The 16,097-nt window shown below is 31.5% G+C and carries 24 protein-coding genes; 5 read left to right on the forward strand and 19 right to left on the reverse strand.

All coding sequences use genetic code 11. The features are described 5' to 3' along the window. Positions 1-2: 2 nt before the first annotated feature. The 13 genes from CPG45_RS00335 to CPG45_RS00395 form a co-directional block, all read right to left on the reverse strand. Positions 3-515 carry a gamma carbonic anhydrase family protein gene (locus CPG45_RS00335; protein WP_096230112.1) on the reverse strand — a complete coding sequence of 171 codons (513 nt, stop codon included), beginning with the start codon at positions 513-515 and terminating at the stop codon, positions 3-5. After that, the gene (gene scfB / locus CPG45_RS00340; protein ID WP_096230113.1) at positions 478-1,881 is read right to left on the reverse strand and encodes a thioether cross-link-forming SCIFF peptide maturase; all 1,404 of its coding nucleotides are present in this window, start codon (positions 1,879-1,881) and stop codon (positions 478-480) included. The genes CPG45_RS00335 and scfB overlap by 38 nt, the downstream gene beginning before the upstream one ends. A 94-nt stretch (positions 1,882-1,975) precedes the next feature. Continuing rightward, positions 1,976-2,113: a six-cysteine ranthipeptide SCIFF gene (gene scfA / locus CPG45_RS00345; protein WP_096230114.1), complete on the reverse strand. Its 138-nt coding sequence runs from the start codon at positions 2,111-2,113 to the stop codon at positions 1,976-1,978. A gap of 55 nt (positions 2,114-2,168) precedes the next feature. Beyond that, positions 2,169-2,561, reverse strand: coding sequence for a TIGR04086 family membrane protein (locus CPG45_RS00350; RefSeq protein ID WP_096230115.1), 393 nt, complete (start codon positions 2,559-2,561; stop codon positions 2,169-2,171). Between the two features lie 118 nt (positions 2,562-2,679). Beyond that, the gene (gene yajC, locus CPG45_RS00355) at positions 2,680-2,964 is read right to left on the reverse strand and encodes a preprotein translocase subunit YajC (RefSeq protein ID WP_096230116.1); all 285 of its coding nucleotides are present in this window, start codon (positions 2,962-2,964) and stop codon (positions 2,680-2,682) included. A 1-nt stretch (position 2,965) separates the two neighbouring features. After that, positions 2,966-4,090, reverse strand: a complete 1,125-nt coding sequence (gene tgt / locus CPG45_RS00360; protein ID WP_096230117.1) for a tRNA guanosine(34) transglycosylase Tgt — start codon at positions 4,088-4,090, stop codon at positions 2,966-2,968. A gap of 15 nt (positions 4,091-4,105) precedes the next feature. Further along, a complete protein-coding gene (gene queA, locus CPG45_RS00365) occupies positions 4,106-5,131 on the reverse strand; it encodes a tRNA preQ1(34) S-adenosylmethionine ribosyltransferase-isomerase QueA (protein WP_096230118.1) in 1,026 nt (341 codons plus the stop codon). A 47-nt stretch (positions 5,132-5,178) separates the two neighbouring features. Then, on the reverse strand, positions 5,179-6,759 hold the full coding sequence (locus CPG45_RS00370) for a SpoIID/LytB domain-containing protein (protein WP_096230119.1): 1,581 nt from the start codon (positions 6,757-6,759) through the stop codon (positions 5,179-5,181). A gap of 20 nt (positions 6,760-6,779) precedes the next feature. After that, the gene (locus CPG45_RS00375) at positions 6,780-6,992 is read right to left on the reverse strand and encodes a DUF2905 domain-containing protein (RefSeq protein WP_096230120.1); all 213 of its coding nucleotides are present in this window, start codon (positions 6,990-6,992) and stop codon (positions 6,780-6,782) included. Between the two features lie 9 nt (positions 6,993-7,001). Beyond that, a complete protein-coding gene (ruvB, locus tag CPG45_RS00380; protein ID WP_096230121.1) occupies positions 7,002-7,997 on the reverse strand; it encodes a Holliday junction branch migration DNA helicase RuvB in 996 nt (331 codons plus the stop codon). 9 nt (positions 7,998-8,006) lie between these two features. Beyond that, complete coding sequence (gene ruvA, locus CPG45_RS00385; RefSeq protein WP_096230122.1) at positions 8,007-8,570, reverse strand: Holliday junction branch migration protein RuvA; 564 nt, start codon at positions 8,568-8,570, stop codon at positions 8,007-8,009. Further along, a complete protein-coding gene (gene ruvC / locus CPG45_RS00390; RefSeq protein ID WP_096230123.1) occupies positions 8,567-9,064 on the reverse strand; it encodes a crossover junction endodeoxyribonuclease RuvC in 498 nt (165 codons plus the stop codon). Before ruvC ends, ruvA begins: the two co-directional genes overlap by 4 nt. Positions 9,065-9,140: 76 nt before the next feature. Then, positions 9,141-9,701: a hypothetical protein gene (locus tag CPG45_RS00395; protein ID WP_231968901.1), complete on the reverse strand. Its 561-nt coding sequence runs from the start codon at positions 9,699-9,701 to the stop codon at positions 9,141-9,143. 134 nt (positions 9,702-9,835) lie between these two features. On the opposite strand from CPG45_RS00395, the gene CPG45_RS00400 reads away from it, so the two are divergent. After that, positions 9,836-10,282 carry a chemotaxis protein CheW gene (locus CPG45_RS00400; protein ID WP_096230124.1) on the forward strand — a complete coding sequence of 149 codons (447 nt, stop codon included), beginning with the start codon at positions 9,836-9,838 and terminating at the stop codon, positions 10,280-10,282. A gap of 11 nt (positions 10,283-10,293) precedes the next feature. Here CPG45_RS00400 and CPG45_RS00405 read toward each other — a convergent pair whose 3' ends face one another. Further along, positions 10,294-11,028: a YebC/PmpR family DNA-binding transcriptional regulator gene (locus CPG45_RS00405; RefSeq protein WP_096230125.1), complete on the reverse strand. Its 735-nt coding sequence runs from the start codon at positions 11,026-11,028 to the stop codon at positions 10,294-10,296. A 210-nt stretch (positions 11,029-11,238) separates the two neighbouring features. On the opposite strand from CPG45_RS00405, the gene CPG45_RS00410 reads away from it, so the two are divergent. From CPG45_RS00410 to CPG45_RS17820, 3 genes are read left to right on the forward strand one after another with little or no spacing between them, the layout of a single operon-like run. Then, positions 11,239-11,595, forward strand: coding sequence for a sulfite exporter TauE/SafE family protein (locus CPG45_RS00410; RefSeq protein WP_096230126.1), 357 nt, complete (start codon positions 11,239-11,241; stop codon positions 11,593-11,595). A gap of 32 nt (positions 11,596-11,627) precedes the next feature. After that, positions 11,628-11,984, forward strand: coding sequence for a sulfite exporter TauE/SafE family protein (locus tag CPG45_RS00415; protein WP_096230127.1), 357 nt, complete (start codon positions 11,628-11,630; stop codon positions 11,982-11,984). 13 nt (positions 11,985-11,997) lie between these two features. Continuing rightward, positions 11,998-12,120, forward strand: a complete 123-nt coding sequence (locus CPG45_RS17820) for a hypothetical protein (protein WP_255405107.1) — start codon at positions 11,998-12,000, stop codon at positions 12,118-12,120. Here CPG45_RS17820 and CPG45_RS00420 read toward each other — a convergent pair whose 3' ends face one another. The 4 genes from CPG45_RS00420 to CPG45_RS00435 form a co-directional block, all read right to left on the reverse strand. Further along, on the reverse strand, positions 12,121-12,510 hold the full coding sequence (locus CPG45_RS00420; RefSeq protein ID WP_096230128.1) for a CoA-binding protein: 390 nt from the start codon (positions 12,508-12,510) through the stop codon (positions 12,121-12,123). 15 nt (positions 12,511-12,525) lie between these two features. Beyond that, positions 12,526-12,774, reverse strand: a complete 249-nt coding sequence (locus CPG45_RS00425; protein ID WP_096230129.1) for a hypothetical protein — start codon at positions 12,772-12,774, stop codon at positions 12,526-12,528. 75 nt (positions 12,775-12,849) lie between these two features. Then, positions 12,850-13,497: a YigZ family protein gene (locus CPG45_RS00430; RefSeq protein ID WP_096230130.1), complete on the reverse strand. Its 648-nt coding sequence runs from the start codon at positions 13,495-13,497 to the stop codon at positions 12,850-12,852. Positions 13,498-13,574: 77 nt separating this feature from the next. Continuing rightward, complete coding sequence (locus CPG45_RS00435; RefSeq protein ID WP_096230131.1) at positions 13,575-14,003, reverse strand: NUDIX hydrolase; 429 nt, start codon at positions 14,001-14,003, stop codon at positions 13,575-13,577. 239 nt (positions 14,004-14,242) lie between these two features. Here CPG45_RS00435 and CPG45_RS00440 point away from each other — a divergent pair, with 239 nt between their 5' ends. After that, on the forward strand, positions 14,243-14,725 hold the full coding sequence (locus CPG45_RS00440; protein WP_096230132.1) for a DUF3189 family protein: 483 nt from the start codon (positions 14,243-14,245) through the stop codon (positions 14,723-14,725). Here the strand turns inward: CPG45_RS00440 and hflX are convergent. Next, complete coding sequence (gene hflX / locus CPG45_RS00445) at positions 14,715-15,953, reverse strand: GTPase HflX (RefSeq protein ID WP_096230133.1); 1,239 nt, start codon at positions 15,951-15,953, stop codon at positions 14,715-14,717. The genes CPG45_RS00440 and hflX overlap by 11 nt on opposite strands. Positions 15,954-16,097 lie beyond the last annotated feature (144 nt).

Genomic DNA, 16,097 nt, shown 5'->3' on the forward strand with positions numbered 1-16,097 from the left:
AATTATATAAATGTCTTGAATTGCAATTTTGCCAATTCCACATAATGCCTATATGACAAGTCAAGGCTATTTATCTCATCTTCTGACAGCTTTCTAATAACCTTTGCCGGATTCCCAAATGCCATATGTCCTTCTGGTATAACTTTCCCGCCAGTTACGAGTGCACCTGCACCTATTATACAATTGTCTTCGATTACTGCATCATCGAGAATAATAGCTCCCATACCAATAAGAACATTATTTCCAATCTTTGCTGAATGTATTATGGCATTATGTCCTATCGTACAGTGTTTGCCTATTACACAAGGATGACCTTCTGTAACATGTATTGTGCAGTTATCTTGAATATTTGTTCCTTCACCAATCGTAATTTCATCGATATCACCTCTTATTACTGCTCCATACCAGATGTTAACATTTTTTTCAATTATTACTTTACCTATTATCTCTGCAGAAGAAGCTATGAGTGCACCACCATCAATTGCTGGCTGTATTTCTCCAAAGTTCTTTATCATCTTTATCACCCTTCATTATCTGATATATTTTTATTGCTATAGCACATTCAAATCTTTTTTTCTGCATTTCACATGCCAGTTTATATGGTTTATTTATATCACCATTGATATTATAATTATTTGCATAACAGCCACCACTACAGTAAAATCTTGCCCAACATTCCGAACATTCTTTCCTTTTATATATATCGCTATCTAAAAATAATTTTTGTAATGCGGTATTTACTATACCAGTATTTAAATTTCCAAGCTTATATTCATCATTTCCGACAAACTGATGACACGGATATATGTCACCATCAGGAGTTATGGCAACATACTCAAAACCGGCACCACAGCCTTGAAGTCTTTTTCTTATACATGGTCCATTATCAAGACTTATCTTAAAATGATAAAAAGAAAAAGGCCTTCCTTCGTCTATTCTTTTTATATACTCTTCCGCTAGCTTATCATATTCTCTTAATATCGTTTCAAGATGATTTTCATTTAAAGCATAATCCGTTTTATCTTTTTCTACTACAGGTTCTACTGAGACTTCATTAATTCCCATATCTGCTATATGTAATACATCATTCGTAAAATCGAGATTTTGGGCTGTAAAAGTGCCTCTTACATAATACTCTCTATTTCCTCTAATATTAACAAACTTTTTGATTTTAGGCGCAATAACGTCATAAGAACCGCTATTGTCAACTCTCTTTCTCATCATATCATTGACTTCTTTTCTCCCGTCCAAACTTAAAACAACATTTGAAAAATTCTCATTTAAATATTTAATTTTGTCATCATCAAGCAAAACTCCATTTGTAGTAATTGTATATTTAATAGTTTTGCCAAATTGCGCTGATTGTTTTCTACCATAGTCGACTAATTTTTTAATAACATCGAAATTCATTAAGGGTTCTCCACCAAAGAAATCTACTTCAACAACTTTCCGATTTCCCGAGCCTTTTATAAGAAAATCAATTGCTTTTTTTCCAACATCATATGACATAAGTTTCCTTCCGCCTTTAAAATCGCCAGTGGATGCAAAGCAATATCTACATCTTAAATTGCAGTCATGCGCAACATTAAGGCACAATGCTTTTATTACAGAGTTTGTCCTATTTATAGCTAAATTTCTATACTTGTCTTCAGTAAATAAAAGACCTTGTTTTTTAAGAGCACTTATTTCATTATATGCATCTATTATATCTTCTTCTGAAAATTTATATCTCAATAAATTAACTATATCGTCAAGTTTATTTTTCTCAAAATAATCAAGAATTTCGTATGTTATATCGTCAACAACATGTATCGCTCCGCTGACAGGATCTAATACAATTAACATATTTAATTGTCTAAATTTATGTATAGAATTGTTCATTTCAACAGCATTCCTTTCATTTTCTCACTCAATTTTTTACGTCATTTTAAATGGCAGTAATACTTTTGTTATTACTGCCATTTACCTATGTAAATTAATTTTGGCATTCCTGATTTGCAACGGTGCATGATGTTTTGCATGCTGATTGGCATGATGCTTGACATTCACCGCATCCAGGTTTTTTAAGACTTTCTTTTAATGACGGTTTATTAATTGTAACAATATGTCTCATTTTGCATACCTCCTCTTCCAATTCGATTATATCATATTATCTACCATAATAAAAGTTAAAGATTGATACCAATCATACCACCGATTGCTCCAAGAATTACACCCCATAATAGCTTTAGTGCCCAAGCAGATGTTGGACCAACATCTTTTACAAAAAAGACTCCAAGTAACAGCATTATTATGGCATACAATAAACCTGCTAACCCACCGTTTAGCCAACCTTTGCTTTTCGTATTCCGTGCGGACAAAGCACCTGCCACAACTATTCCTATTATTGTTATTAACATTGTAAGTGTAGGAAGAGTTAACTCTGAAAGAGATGTAAATGTTAATGCAATTGCATACATTATAAAAAATGCTAAAGTGATTATGTAACCTATAAGTATTCCCGTAATTATCCCTGGTATATTCAAAACTTTATTGTCATATTCCTGATATTTGCTTTTCACACAAGACACCCCCTTTTATTCATCAATAAATTTTATGCCTTATAAATAATCTATAGTACATTTTTTATGTACACAAAGTATCTCCATAGATATACATAAAAAAATGCGGTTTCCCGCATTATTTCTTTTCTTCTGCTGAATTTATTACTTTTCCAACAGACCATTTTGCAATCTTTAATTTGACTCTATCGGCGCCTACTTCTATAGTAATAGATTCGTCCTTTATATTTAATATCTTTCCGTAAATGCCACTTTTCGTCAGTATTTCATCGCCAGGTTTTAATGCTTCAATCATTGCTCTTTCTTTTTTATCTCTTTTTTGCTGTGGTAAAATCAATAGAAAATAGAAAATTGCTATCATAACTACGATTTCACCAATTAAATAAATAGTTGAATTTGGCATACTACTCCTCCTCATAACCATATTTTTGATAAAATTGTGATTTAAATTCAAGCAGCTTGTCTTGCATTATTGCATCTCTTATGTCTTCCATAAGTTTAACTAAAAATCTCAAATTATGTATTGTAGCAAGCCTTGCTGCCAAAATTTCATTAGCTTTAAATAGATGCCTTATATATGCCCGCGAAAAATTCCGACATGCATAACAATCGCATTCATCATCCAATGGCATAAATTCTTCCGCATGTGGAGCATCACGTATGATAAGTCTTCCTTTGCTTGTCAACACGGTGCCATTTCTGGCTATCCTTGTAGGAAGTACACAGTCAAACATGTCAATGCCTCTTATAACACATTCTATTAAGTCATCAGGGCTTCCAACACCCATAAGATATCTTGGCTTGTCTTGTGGTAAAAATTCCGTCGTATAATCGACTACATGGTACATTAATTCTTTTTCTTCACCAACACTAAGTCCTCCAATAGAGTAACCCGGAAAATCCATATCAACCAACATATTAGTACATTCTTTTCTAAGATCATCATAGGTACCACCTTGGACAATACCAAATAAAGCTTGTTTATTAGTATTTTTGTGTGCTTCCTTACCTCTTTTTGCCCATCTTACGGTCATTTCCATAGATTTTTTAACGTAATCATAATCCGCCGGATATGGTGTACATTCATCAAATGACATTATAATGTCAGCACCAAGAGCATTTTCTATTTCGATGACTTTTTCCGGTGTCAAAAAGTGTTTAGATCCATCTAGATGCGAATGAAATTCTACACCCTCTTCTGTTATTTTTCTTAATGGTCCTAAACTAAAAACTTGGAATCCACCACTATCTGTTAGTATTGCTCTATCCCAATTCATGAATTTGTGCAAACCACCTGCTTTTTTAATCAATTCATGACCAGGCCTTAAATATAAGTGATATGTGTTACTCAGTATTATTTTTGCACCTATATTCTTAAGCTCTTCAGGCGTCATAGACTTGACGGTTGCTTGTGTACCAACAGGCATAAACACCGGTGTTTCTATATCACCATGTGGTGTATGTAAAACACCAAGCCTTGCCTTTGTTCTTGAATCTCTTTTTATTAAGTCGTATTTTATTGCTGTCATTATATCCTCCTATTTCTATATGATTAGCATTGCATCACCAAAACTATAAAATCTGTATTTATTTTCTATAGCTACTTTATATGCATTCATAACATTATCTCTACCAGCAAAAGCAGATATCATCATTATCAATGTGGATTCAGGCAAGTGAAAATTTGTTATAAGGCCATCTATCGCCTTATATTTATATCCTGGATATATAAATATATCTGTCCATCCGCTGCCTGGTTTAATTACTCCATTCTCATCAGCAACAGATTCTAATGTTCTTGTTGATGTTGTTCCAACAGAAATTATACGTCCCCCATTCTTTTTAACATTATTTATAGTTTCTGCAGCATCCTCTTTTACAACATAAAATTCAGAATGCATCTTATGCTCTTCAATTATTTCTTCCTTAACAGGTCGAAATGTACCAAGACCAACATGAAGGGTTACAAATACTATTTTAACGCCTTTTTCTTTTATTTTTTCAAGAAGCTCATTTGTAAAATGAAGCCCCGCCGTTGGTGCTGCCGCAGATCCTTCATGCTTCGCATAAACTGTCTGATACATATTCTTGTCCTTTAATTTTTTCTTTATATATGGTGGTACAGGCATTTCACCAAGTTTATCAAGCACTTCTTCGAAAATGCCTTCGTAGCTGAATCTTACAATTCTACCACCAACTTCTGTAGTAGAAAGTACTTCTGCTTTTAACTCACCATTTCCAAACAAAAAAGTTGACCCAATTTTTGCACGCCTACCGGGCTTTACAAGTATTTCCCATTCATTATTTTTTAATCTTCTAAGAAGTACAAACTCAATCTTTCCGCCTGTATCTTCTCTGACACCAATAAGTCTCGCTGGTATTACCTTTGTATCATTTAATACTAAGCAATCATTATGATTTAAATAATTTATTATATTTTTAAAAATATCATGCTTTATTTCACCCGTCCTTCTATTTAGTATCATAATTCTCGATTCATCTCTATTTAAAAGAGGTTCTTGTGCTATCAGTTCCTCAGGTAAATCGTAATAAAATTCATGTAAATTCATTTAAATGCCTCCATTATTTACGTCAATGTATTTTGATTTATACCAATTTATAAAGATTTATTATTGATTGTATCATACACATCAATACCTTTATAGTAGTATTTTAATATATCTATATAATTATACCCATGATCTGCCATACCACGTGCGCCATACTGGCTTAAGCCAACACCATGACCATACCCACTTCCATTTATCGTATAAGTATTAGCAGCTGATTTACTTATATTTATTTGCTTTATCCCATTTCGTCCCACCACATAAATATCATTGTTTGTAATAGGAGATATACCCTTTGGTGATATTACACTGATTCCGCCTAAAACTTTTTTAATTGTTGCAGTTACTGATTCTACATATACATCACTATCAGAGTTTGAACTATTTTCATTAATTGTCAGCATTGTGCTTTTTGTCCCGAAAAAGTTTCTTATTGCATCTTTTTCAAGTACATAATTTCCTTTATCACCGTATATTGTTACTTTTACAGCTCGACCTGTCCAACTTTTATCAGTAACTTTTACGTCGTTGACATTGCCTATATCATGACCAGTATCCCTTAATTTCTGCTCTATCATTTCCTTTGTAAAATACAATACCCAATTATCAAGTGATTTACTGTATCCAAATACGTATTTATCCTCAACACCTCTTAAATATGGAACTCTATTTACATAGACATTCTCACTATCTTCTGTGAATCCACCACTATGTGAATGAAATATTGCATCTATGGGTTTTCCATCGTATATAGCAACAACGCCTTTTGTATCATCGACAGCCTTTGTAGAATTAGAATATTCTCCATCAAATCCATTGTATGCTTGACAATTGGTATCATTTGTCAAATCAAAACCATACTTACTATATTTACCGATATTATATAAAGCATATGTTCTTGCTGCAACAGCCTGAGCTTTTAATGCTTCTATATTCCATGAACCTGGCATCTCAGACGGCACAACACCATATAGATATTCTTCTAATGGTAATACGTTTATAGCAGTTATATCACTTCCTGCTTGTCTTAAAAATTCAAAAAATCCTCTATAGCGTTTACCATCAATGGACATTGGGTTATCACCAGATAAATTTGTCAAATATATAAAGTTATCAGCTTTGTACAAAAATACATTTTTATTATTTTGTGTTAATAAAATATTTTTATCAGGTAAAACTAATGTTATGTCAGAAAATTTTGATGCGAGATTTTTCATTGCCGATTGAGCATCAGATTGACTTAAATATGGTCCAATATAAATATGATAATTACCATCATATCCTACAAGAGAATTTGGAACATTTGAAGCAACCTTTGATAGTTCATTATCTAAAGTCACCTGATCGTTGAAAGAACCCATTGAAAGATAATAATTATCATCTTTATTTACTGATATATTATTTTGTGTTAAATTGTATATATATTTTATATTTCCAGTATTATCCTCTGATCCAATTTTAAAGCCATTAGTAGCAGATATGACATATGATGTTTTAGAAGTTGTCCCATAGAAAAGCCCAATTTTAATTAATTTCGGAATATCTACACTTGCTTTAACATAACTTACCGTAGATATGATTATTAAAGAAAAAATTAAAACAAATGTAAAATACTTTCTAAGCCTCACAATAATGACCCCTTTGCATTTTATCTTCTTAATAGCCATAAAATAATAGTAAATATTAAACTTAATATAATTGATGTCATAAGTGGAAAATAAAAAGTAAAATTGCCCTTTCTATAAATAATATCACCAGGTAAATGGCCTATGCCAAATTTTCCACCAAACATAAATAAGACACCTACCACGATTAACACTATCCCCGTAAATATCAATATCTTACCAAAGCTCTGAAACATATATACCCCTCATTCAGGAATATTATAGTTTAGATATTTATAAGCCAATTTAGTAGCGACTCTTCCTCTTGGAGTTCTACTTAAAAAGCCGATTTGCATCAGGTACGGTTCATAAACATCTTCGATGGTTTCACTTTCTTCACCAATTGATGCGGCAATCGTGTCTATTCCAACGGGTCCACCAGAAAATTTTTCTATGATGGATTTAAGCATTTTTCTATCGATATATTCAAGCCCCATATCATCTACGCCTAATAAATCAAGTGCATCTTTTGCAGTCACATAATCTATGAATCCATTACCCTTTACCTGTGCAAAATCTCTCACTCTCTTTAAAAGTCTATTAGCTATTCTCGGTGTTCCTCTCGACCTTCGGCCAAGCTCGTATGCCGCCTCATCGTTTATCCCAATATTTAAGATTGAAGAAGACCTTTTGATAATCTTGCTTAAATCATCAACGGAATAAAATTCCAGCCTCATAATTACGCCAAACCTATCTCTTAAAGGTGATGTCATAAGACCTGCTCTCGTTGTTGCACCTATAAGAGTGAAATGTGGTAAATCAAGTCTTAGCGACCTTGCGCTGGGGCCTTTTCCTATAATGATATCAAGTTCAAAATCCTCCATAGCAGGATATAAAATCTCTTCTACACTTCGATTAAGTCTATGAATCTCATCAATAAAAAGTATATCATTTTCCTGCAGATTAGTAAGAATTGCCGCAAGGTCCCCTGCTCTTTCTATAGCCGGCCCAGATGTAATCCTTATTCCAACACCCATTTCATTAGAGATAATATTTGCAAGAGTTGTCTTGCCTAGTCCAGGTGGTCCAAAAAGCAGAACATGATCAAGTGGTTCATTTCTCATCTTCGCTGCTTCTATATAAATATTTAATTCTTCTTTTACTTTTGACTGTCCTATGTATTCTGTTAATTTTCTTGGTCTCAATGAATATTCGGAGGCATCTTCCTGTATAAAATTTTGTGTTAAAATCCTATCCTCCATATGATCACCTTATTTCATTAGCTTTTTTAATGCCTGTTTTAATGCATTTTCAGCATCTGTACAATCTATACCAGATAATGCAGATAATGATTCCTGTTTTGTATAGCCGAGCGATAATAATGCATTCAATACATCACTTGAAGAATCATCGCCATTTATGTTATACGCATCATTTATTAGCTTATCTTTTAGCTCAAGTATTATCCTCTGTGCTGTCTTTCTACCGACTCCGGGTGATTTTTCTATAATTTTATAATCGCCAGTTTTTATGGCAGTATATAATTCATCAAGTGTTATAGTAGATAAAATAGATACTGCCGCTTTAGGCCCTACACCATTTACCGCAACCAATTTTTCAAATACATCTATTTCATTATTCGTCAAAAAGCCATATATTTGAAATCCATCATCTTTTATATGTAGATATGTATGAAGCTTTATTGTCTCGCCTATATGTGGTAATTCTCTCAATGTGCTAAAAGGCACAATTATTTTAAATCCTATCCCTGATGTTTCTATTATTACATAGTCCTTTCCTATTTCTGCTATATATCCTTTTATGTAAGCTATCATTTTATGGACTCCAATTTCATATTCATAATATTGCTATTGCTGTGACAAAGGGCAACAGCAAGAGCATCTGCCACATCATCCGGCTTTGGTATGTCTTTTAATCCTAGTATTGCCTTCACCATTATCTGCACTTGCTTTTTTTCAGCTCTCCCATATCCTACGACTGACTGTTTAACTTGAAGTGGTGTATATTCAAAAACATCTATTCCGCTATTTATTGCTGCAAGAATTGCTACACCACGAGATTCGCCTATTGTTATAACTGTTTTAGCATTTTTATAAAAGAATAATTCCTCTATTGACATTACATCAGGGTCGTATTTTTTTATTATTGAAATTATACCGTCATAAATATCTTTTAATCTCGAACTTTTTTTAACACCAGCATTTGTAGTAATTGCACCATATTCTAAAACTGAATATTTACTTTTATTATAATCAATTATACCATAACCCATTATTGCAATTCCAGGGTCAATACCTATAATCCTCATTCAAAAACCCCCCACGTAATATTTTAACATCTATATTATATATAAACAAGAAAAAGTTCCCTAAATTTTAGGGAACTTAGCTACTTAGATTTGCAAGTATTGAATATGCTTCATTAACATCTTTTACTACGATATTTTTTAATATCCTTTCTTTATCATTAGGATTCAGGTTATTGATTGAAATATCGGTTTTTTCTATAAGTGATTTTCCTCCATTTCCATCGCTTTTATAAAGTGTCACATATCCATCAGAATTAGATATTATATAATAGTCTGGCGGCAAACCACTTTTTTCTTTGTACAAAACAATTTTATCAGGATCAAATTCTTTGATATCCCATCCACTATAAATTTTTGCTATTTCATCTCTGCTTTTACCATATAGGGATGGCCCAATTTTTTGCTCTTCCTTTATTATTTCACCATTTCCAGTATATAATGTCTCAAACATTAGTTTTCCTTCTGATTTTGCCATTTCTTTAACAAGCACATCGCTTTTTGTATTTACCTTTGTATACTGTGGCATTTTAGATGGATAGCTTTTATATATTCTTGTATAATATACATATCCAGCAATAAAACCTATTACTAAGAATATGACGATGATCGATAATAATCTTTTCCTACGTACTTCCATTATTTCGTCCACCTACCTTTTTACTACTTTTTTGTAATTATACCCAATAAAAATTTTTTTATACATCTAATATACATTTTGAAGGATTTTGTAAAATTATATCGAATAATATCATTTGAGAGGAGATGAATAATATGTTAAACCAAATAGTTATATTTAAATTAAATAATGAGGAATTTTGCGTTGACATAATGCAGGTACTTGAAATTATTAGAATGCAAAACATAACAAAAGTACCAGATGTACCAGACTTCGTAGAAGGTATTATCAATTTGAGAGGTACGGTCATACCGATAATTGACCTCAAAAAAAGATTAAAATTAAAACTAGTTGATTACGATGATGATACAAGAATAATAATAATTAAAATTGGCAATAAATCTGTTGGTTTTATTGTTGATTCAGTTACGGAAGTATTGCATGTTGATAATGATTCAATAAAAGAAGCACCAGACTTTATTGCCGGAATAGGTAAAGAATACATAGAATCCGTTGTTAGTTATGATGATCGTTTAATAATCAATTTGAATCTAAACAGAGTACTTACAGAAAGTGAAAAAAAAGAAATAGAAGAAATGTAATAACATTTCTTCTATTCTTCTTCATCTGGCACATCTACATTATGGTAAACTTCTTGTACATCGTCGTTCTCTTCTATTTTTTCTATAAACCTTTCAAATCTTTCATAATCGCTATCATTTAGTTTTACAGTATTTTGAGGAATCATTGTAACTTCTGCCGACGATAACTCGTAACCAGCATTTTTGAGGGCATCCTTTACAGCTTGAAAATTAGCAGGATCTGTTAGTATCTCATATTCATCACCATCTGATGAAAAATCATCTGCACCGGCATCTATTACAAGCATAGCTAATTCATCTTCATCTATATTTTCATTCTTCTCAATAGTTATTAAGCCTTTTTTGTCAAACATCCATGCTACACAACCTGAAGATCCAAGACTGCCTCCACTTCTATCAAATATATGCCTTATGTCACCAGCAGTCCTGTTTTTATTATCTGTTAAAGCTTCTACTATTATAGCTGATCCAGCAGGGCCATAACCTTCGTAGATAACTTCTTCAAGATTACCTCCGCCGATTTCACCAGTTCCTTTTTTTATTGCCCTTTGTATATTGTCATTCGGAAGATTATTAGCTTTAGCTTTTTCTATCGCATCCCTAAGTTTACTATTTGTTTCAGGATCGCCGCCTTCTTTAGCAGCCATAATTATATCTTTTGTAAGTTTTGTAAATATTTTGCCCTTCTGTGCGTCCATCTTTTCTTTTTTGTGCTTTATATTTGCCCATTTTGAATGTCCAGACATAAAAAACCTCCTTTACTTTGTGCCAAAAATATTTTATCAAAAATCATTGGATATGTAAAATTAACATTCATTGATATTAATCAAAAACTAATAATTTTACAAATTCCATTTTTTTATTTTAATTTCTCCACATAAAGATTTTAAACCTATACATATCTTATGTCAATTAATATAAGAATATATTATAAATTAGTTTTTGCAGGTGATGTAATGACAATATATGTTAAATTAGCTATGTTAGGTTTTATTACAGGAATCTTGAATGGTTTATTTGGTGCTGGCGGTGGTACTATAATAGTACCTTTTATGGTTTTTTTACTTGGCATAGAAGATCATAAAGCACATGCAACAGCCATATCAATAATATTGCCACTTACCATACTGAGTTCATTAATATATATTAAAAATGGGATTGTGGATATTCCATTAACATTAAATGTGACGATTGGTAGTGTTATAGGTGGTTATATAGGAGCACTGCTGCTAAATAAAGTGCCTATAAAAATATTGAGAAAATTATTTGGAATAATAATGATTATTGCATCTATAAGGATGTGGCTTACATAGAAATTTTTATAGGAAACGAAAGGAAAGTTATAATGAAATTATTCATAATCGGATTATTAGCTGGTGTGATAGGCGGCATGGGTATTGGCGGTGGTACAATATTAATACCGGGGCTCACAATATTTACAGGTACAGAACAACACCTTGCACAAAGTGTAAATTTATTATCATTTATACCAACTGCTTCCGTTGCACTTCTGTATCATCTGAAACATAAAAATATAAAAACAAAAATTATACTGTACATAATCATAACCGGTTTAATTGGTAGTTTCATTGGTTCTTTTGCATCAATTTATATAAGTTCAAATATATTAAAAAAAATGTTCGCTTTATTTTTGCTGCTTATGGGAATATATGAAATTGTTTCTAAGCAAAAAATAAAATAGGAGAAAAAATAAAATGAAAAAATATAAATTTAAAAAGATACATAAAAAATTCAAAAAAAATAAAATAAATATGGAAATATGTGAAAATTACTATGTTACAGACGATGTAAAATATGATGGAAGAGGAGAATTTTGATTATTTTCTCTTATCGCTTTCTATCATAACACAAGTATTGTAAACTACATTAAGTCCTAGATTCTTTGCTTTATTCACGAGCTCTTCGCTTTCAGCACCTGGTTGAAACCATATTATGTCCACGCCTAATTTTGCTGCTTCTTCAACAAATTTGTCACCGATTTTTGGCGACACAACCATATCAACTACTTCTGGTAGTACAGGAAGTTTCAATAAAGATTCATAACAAATATCTCCATCAACAGATTGATAATGTGGATTAACAGGATAAACCGTATACCCACTAAGTTTTAAATTTTTATAAATTTTGTATCCAAACTTCTCTTTTGTATCTGTTGCTCCAACGACAGCCCAGACTTTTCTTTTTAGAGCTTCTTCAACATAGTCCATTTTATCATCCTCCTATTATTTATAAAAATTAAAACCAAGATATTTATTTACCCTTTCTTGATATTTACCATCAATATATGATAGCTCATCAATTGGTTCAACTAGCAAAACTGCTGTGTGTGAATGTTTTCTCTTTGCCCTAGGCATGCTGTTCCCGCTTTCAAAAGCCTCTACAATATTTTTTGCTTTAAAGTACCTTGCTATTGTTATTTCTTTTGAATTGCCTACATGGCCACAAGATATTAAAACTTTATAATAATTCATCTGAAACACCCCCATGAAAATCTTAAGGCAATCCAAAATTGGTTTTATTAAATTTATATACAAGGTACAAACTGTTTATACTAAATATTTATCATCTTTTTTATATAAATAAATCTCCTCACCTTCTTTTATAATTGATCTTGAATTTGTTAAATTAATTATATAATTTATGAATTCTTTTTTATTTTGGTATTCTACACATACATTCAATTTTACTTTATCCATATACTCTATGTTTGCTATTATATATTTATTTTTTATCAAATCATTTTGAACAGTACCAAGCAATGTATAATCAATAATAATTATCATCTTTTTAAATAGAATCTTTTCAACTATTTTAGCCGCATCTATTCCTATCTTAGCACCTTTTACATATGCTCTTATAAGACCACCCGCCCCAAGCAAAATACCACCGAAATATCTTGTAACAACAACGGCAACATTTTTTAGACCTTCATTTTTTATCACGTTTAAAACAGGTATACCTGCTGTTCCAGCGGGCTCTCCATCATCACTATACCTCTGGATTTCATCTCTTTCACCCAAAATGTATGCATATACATTATGTGTTGCATCATTATATCTTGATCTTATATCATCAATGAATTTAATAGCATCCTCTTCAGATGATATCTGTTTCGCATGGCCTATAAACTTGGATCTTTTAATGTCCACTTCTTGGCATCCATATTCATATAGTGTTTTATATTTATAAAGCAAATTACCACCCCTAGATAATTATATCAGAATATCTCACAAAAAATAAAAGCCATTACGGCTTTTATTAGTAATTTTTACTATGCTATTACCTTATCAAAGGTTTTGTATTTGTAATAAGAAACGTTTACTAAGGCCCTATCCTGACTATAGGTAATAAGCTCTAATGCCTTATTGATTGGATAAAATCCTCCATCTGAAAAGCCATCTTCACTACTAATATTAAATTCTTGATCGTCAGTGGACATAAGATACCATGTGATTTTATTGTAAACAGGACGTTGACGTGTTACAGAATAGAATTCATAGCTGGTTTCTCCAGCAGTCGATAAGACATTTAATGATCGTAAGCCGGTTTCGGCTCGTACCCTTCTTAAAGCAGCATCAACTGATAACTCATTATTTCTTATTGCGCCTTTTGGTAAAACCCATTCTCCTTTTTCATTTTTCAGGAGAAATACATCATCTCCTCTGAATACAACTCCTCCAGAGCAATCCCTAATCAACATATATAAGCCCCCTAAGCTTTTATATTTATTGTGATTTTGTATCACAATATTCCCTATATAATATATTATTCTTTATAAATTTTTAAATTCCTTCTTAAAAATTTATTAATTTTATAAATTATTATATACTGTAATATGAAATTTATGTATAAAATTTTTAAAATTTCCTTAATTGGTTTTTAAATTTTGAATAATATATTAGCTTTTATAAAAAATATATTTTGAAAGGAGAGATTTTTATGCATATAATTTATCATTGCTATGGCGGTACACACACTTCTGTTGTAGCATCATATATACACATAGGAGTTTTACCTACAGATAGAATCCCAACTAAAGAAGAGATTGAAGGTATTCCTATGTTTGATAAATTAAATGGGCAGAACGATACAGGTCACATTGTATCTGTCGGATCAGATGAATACGGAAATATTATATATTCCCTTGGTGTAAAGAGCGGAAAAAAATTAATCGAATCCGCACTAAAGGATTTGTATTACCATCTATTCAATAATAATAATGGACTACTTATTATTGATACATCATCAGCAACTAACTGGATAATGAAAATAGGCGGATTTACTTCTATCGCTTTAAAAATGCCAATAATAGGGAGACCATTGGTAACATATGGCGTTAGAAAAGCATACAAAAATATTGTTCAAATAGTAAAAAATATAAAAGCACAAGAAAGTGCTGAATACAATGCTATTAAGAGATAATAAAGTCTTTTAATATATTTTTTTCAACTACACCTACTTGTGCTTTTATTTTTATTCCTGCCTCAGTATACTCTTCATTTATTATTTTTGAATTTCTCTTTAAATAAATAAATTGTTTTTCCTTTTCATATGGAATATAAAAATCCAAAATCACTAAATTTTCATATGCCACCTTGTCAATTGCATCAAGCAAATCATCAAAACCCCATCTTTTTTTTGCGGATATATAAATATTATTTCCATTATTATTTGGAACAAATTCTACTATGTCAGCCTTGTTATAGACGTTAATAATAGGCTTATCAGCTGCCCCAAGTTCTCTTAAAACTTTCTCTACAACCATTATTTTATCTTTCATATCTTTTGATGTTATATCAATTACATGAAGAAGTACATCTGCATACTTCGATTCTTCAAGTGTAGATTTAAATGCTTCAACTAGATCATGTGGCAACTTTCTTATAAAACCAACTGTATCGATAATTATAACTTCTCTTCCTGATGGGAGAATTAGCTTTCGTGCGGTAGGATCAAGTGTTGCAAAGAGCTTATCCTCTACATATACACCTGAGTCTGTCAAAGCATTCATCAAAGTAGATTTTCCAGCATTAGTATACCCTACTATCGCTACAACTGGAATTTCGCTTTTCATTCGACGCTCACGCTGCAATTCTCTATGTTTTTTTATTTCTTTTAATTTATCCTCAATGGATTTTATTCTTTCTCTTATATGCCTTCTATCTGTTTCAAGCTTTGTTTCACCAGGTCCCCTTGTGCCTATGCCACCACCTAATCTCGAAAGCTCATTGCCCAAACCCAAAAGACGTGGTAACCTATATTTTAACTGTGCAAGCTGCACTTGGAGTATTCCTTCACGTGATTTAGCTCTCATGGCAAATATGTCAAGAATAAGATTCGTTCTGTCAAGAACTTTTACACCAATTACATCTTCTATATTTTTAAGCTGACTACCAGAAAGTTCGTCATTAAATATCACTAAATCTATATCCATGTTTTTGACATATTCTTTTAACTCATCAAGCTTTCCTTTGCCTATATAGTAATTTTTATCTATACTAAAACGATTTTGTGTAATAACCCCTACTACTTCTGCACCGGCAGTTTTTGCAAGTTCTTTCAACTCTTCTATTGTTTCATTATCTTTGTTGTCTATCATAATACCTACTAAAATAGCTCTCTCTTTTTCATTATTAATTATTTCTTCCATTAAATTCACCAGCCTTATTATTACATACATATATATTATACTGAAATAATTTATTAATCAATATTTTTCAAATGAATATTGAAATTTATCATTTTATATCCTGACTTTTGCAGTTGAAAAAGTGAAAATGCAGCCTTAAACCCT

Source organism: Thermoanaerobacterium sp. RBIITD (assembly GCF_900205865.1).
Taxonomy (GTDB): Bacteria; Bacillota; Thermoanaerobacteria; order Thermoanaerobacterales; family Thermoanaerobacteraceae; genus Thermoanaerobacterium.

What these genes read in the sequence shown, in the direction of transcription:
- CPG45_RS00435 (WP_096230131.1), bottom strand. Translation starts at nt 14,003, where the DNA reads ATGTTGATTAGGGATTGCTCTGGAGGAGTTGTATTCAGAGGAGATGAT.
- scfA (WP_096230114.1), bottom strand. Translation starts at nt 2,113, where the DNA reads ATGAGACATATTGTTACAATTAATAAACCGTCATTAAAAGAAAGTCTT.
- CPG45_RS00405 (WP_096230125.1), bottom strand. Translation starts at nt 11,028, where the DNA reads ATGTCTGGACATTCAAAATGGGCAAATATAAAGCACAAAAAAGAAAAG.
- CPG45_RS00425 (WP_096230129.1), bottom strand. Translation starts at nt 12,774, where the DNA reads ATGAATTATTATAAAGTTTTAATATCTTGTGGCCATGTAGGCAATTCA.
- CPG45_RS00375 (WP_096230120.1), bottom strand. Translation starts at nt 6,992, where the DNA reads ATGTTTCAGAGCTTTGGTAAGATATTGATATTTACGGGGATAGTGTTA.
- CPG45_RS00415 (WP_096230127.1), top strand. Translation starts at nt 11,628, where the DNA reads ATGAAATTATTCATAATCGGATTATTAGCTGGTGTGATAGGCGGCATG.
- CPG45_RS17820 (WP_255405107.1), top strand. Translation starts at nt 11,998, where the DNA reads ATGAAAAAATATAAATTTAAAAAGATACATAAAAAATTCAAAAAAAAT.
- tgt (WP_096230117.1), bottom strand. Translation starts at nt 4,090, where the DNA reads ATGACAGCAATAAAATACGACTTAATAAAAAGAGATTCAAGAACAAAG.
- yajC (WP_096230116.1), bottom strand. Translation starts at nt 2,964, where the DNA reads ATGCCAAATTCAACTATTTATTTAATTGGTGAAATCGTAGTTATGATA.
- CPG45_RS00410 (WP_096230126.1), top strand. Translation starts at nt 11,239, where the DNA reads ATGACAATATATGTTAAATTAGCTATGTTAGGTTTTATTACAGGAATC.
- ruvA (WP_096230122.1), bottom strand. Translation starts at nt 8,570, where the DNA reads ATGATAGCTTACATAAAAGGATATATAGCAGAAATAGGAAAGGACTAT.
- CPG45_RS00420 (WP_096230128.1), bottom strand. Translation starts at nt 12,510, where the DNA reads ATGGACTATGTTGAAGAAGCTCTAAAAAGAAAAGTCTGGGCTGTCGTT.
- hflX (WP_096230133.1), bottom strand. Translation starts at nt 15,953, where the DNA reads ATGGAAGAAATAATTAATAATGAAAAAGAGAGAGCTATTTTAGTAGGT.
- scfB (WP_096230113.1), bottom strand. Translation starts at nt 1,881, where the DNA reads ATGAACAATTCTATACATAAATTTAGACAATTAAATATGTTAATTGTA.
- CPG45_RS00335 (WP_096230112.1), bottom strand. Translation starts at nt 515, where the DNA reads ATGATAAAGAACTTTGGAGAAATACAGCCAGCAATTGATGGTGGTGCA.
- ruvB (WP_096230121.1), bottom strand. Translation starts at nt 7,997, where the DNA reads ATGGAGGATAGGATTTTAACACAAAATTTTATACAGGAAGATGCCTCC.
- CPG45_RS00395 (WP_231968901.1), bottom strand. Translation starts at nt 9,701, where the DNA reads ATGGAAGTACGTAGGAAAAGATTATTATCGATCATCGTCATATTCTTA.
- CPG45_RS00440 (WP_096230132.1), top strand. Translation starts at nt 14,243, where the DNA reads ATGCATATAATTTATCATTGCTATGGCGGTACACACACTTCTGTTGTA.
- CPG45_RS00400 (WP_096230124.1), top strand. Translation starts at nt 9,836, where the DNA reads ATGTTAAACCAAATAGTTATATTTAAATTAAATAATGAGGAATTTTGC.
- ruvC (WP_096230123.1), bottom strand. Translation starts at nt 9,064, where the DNA reads ATGAGGATTATAGGTATTGACCCTGGAATTGCAATAATGGGTTATGGT.
- queA (WP_096230118.1), bottom strand. Translation starts at nt 5,131, where the DNA reads ATGAATTTACATGAATTTTATTACGATTTACCTGAGGAACTGATAGCA.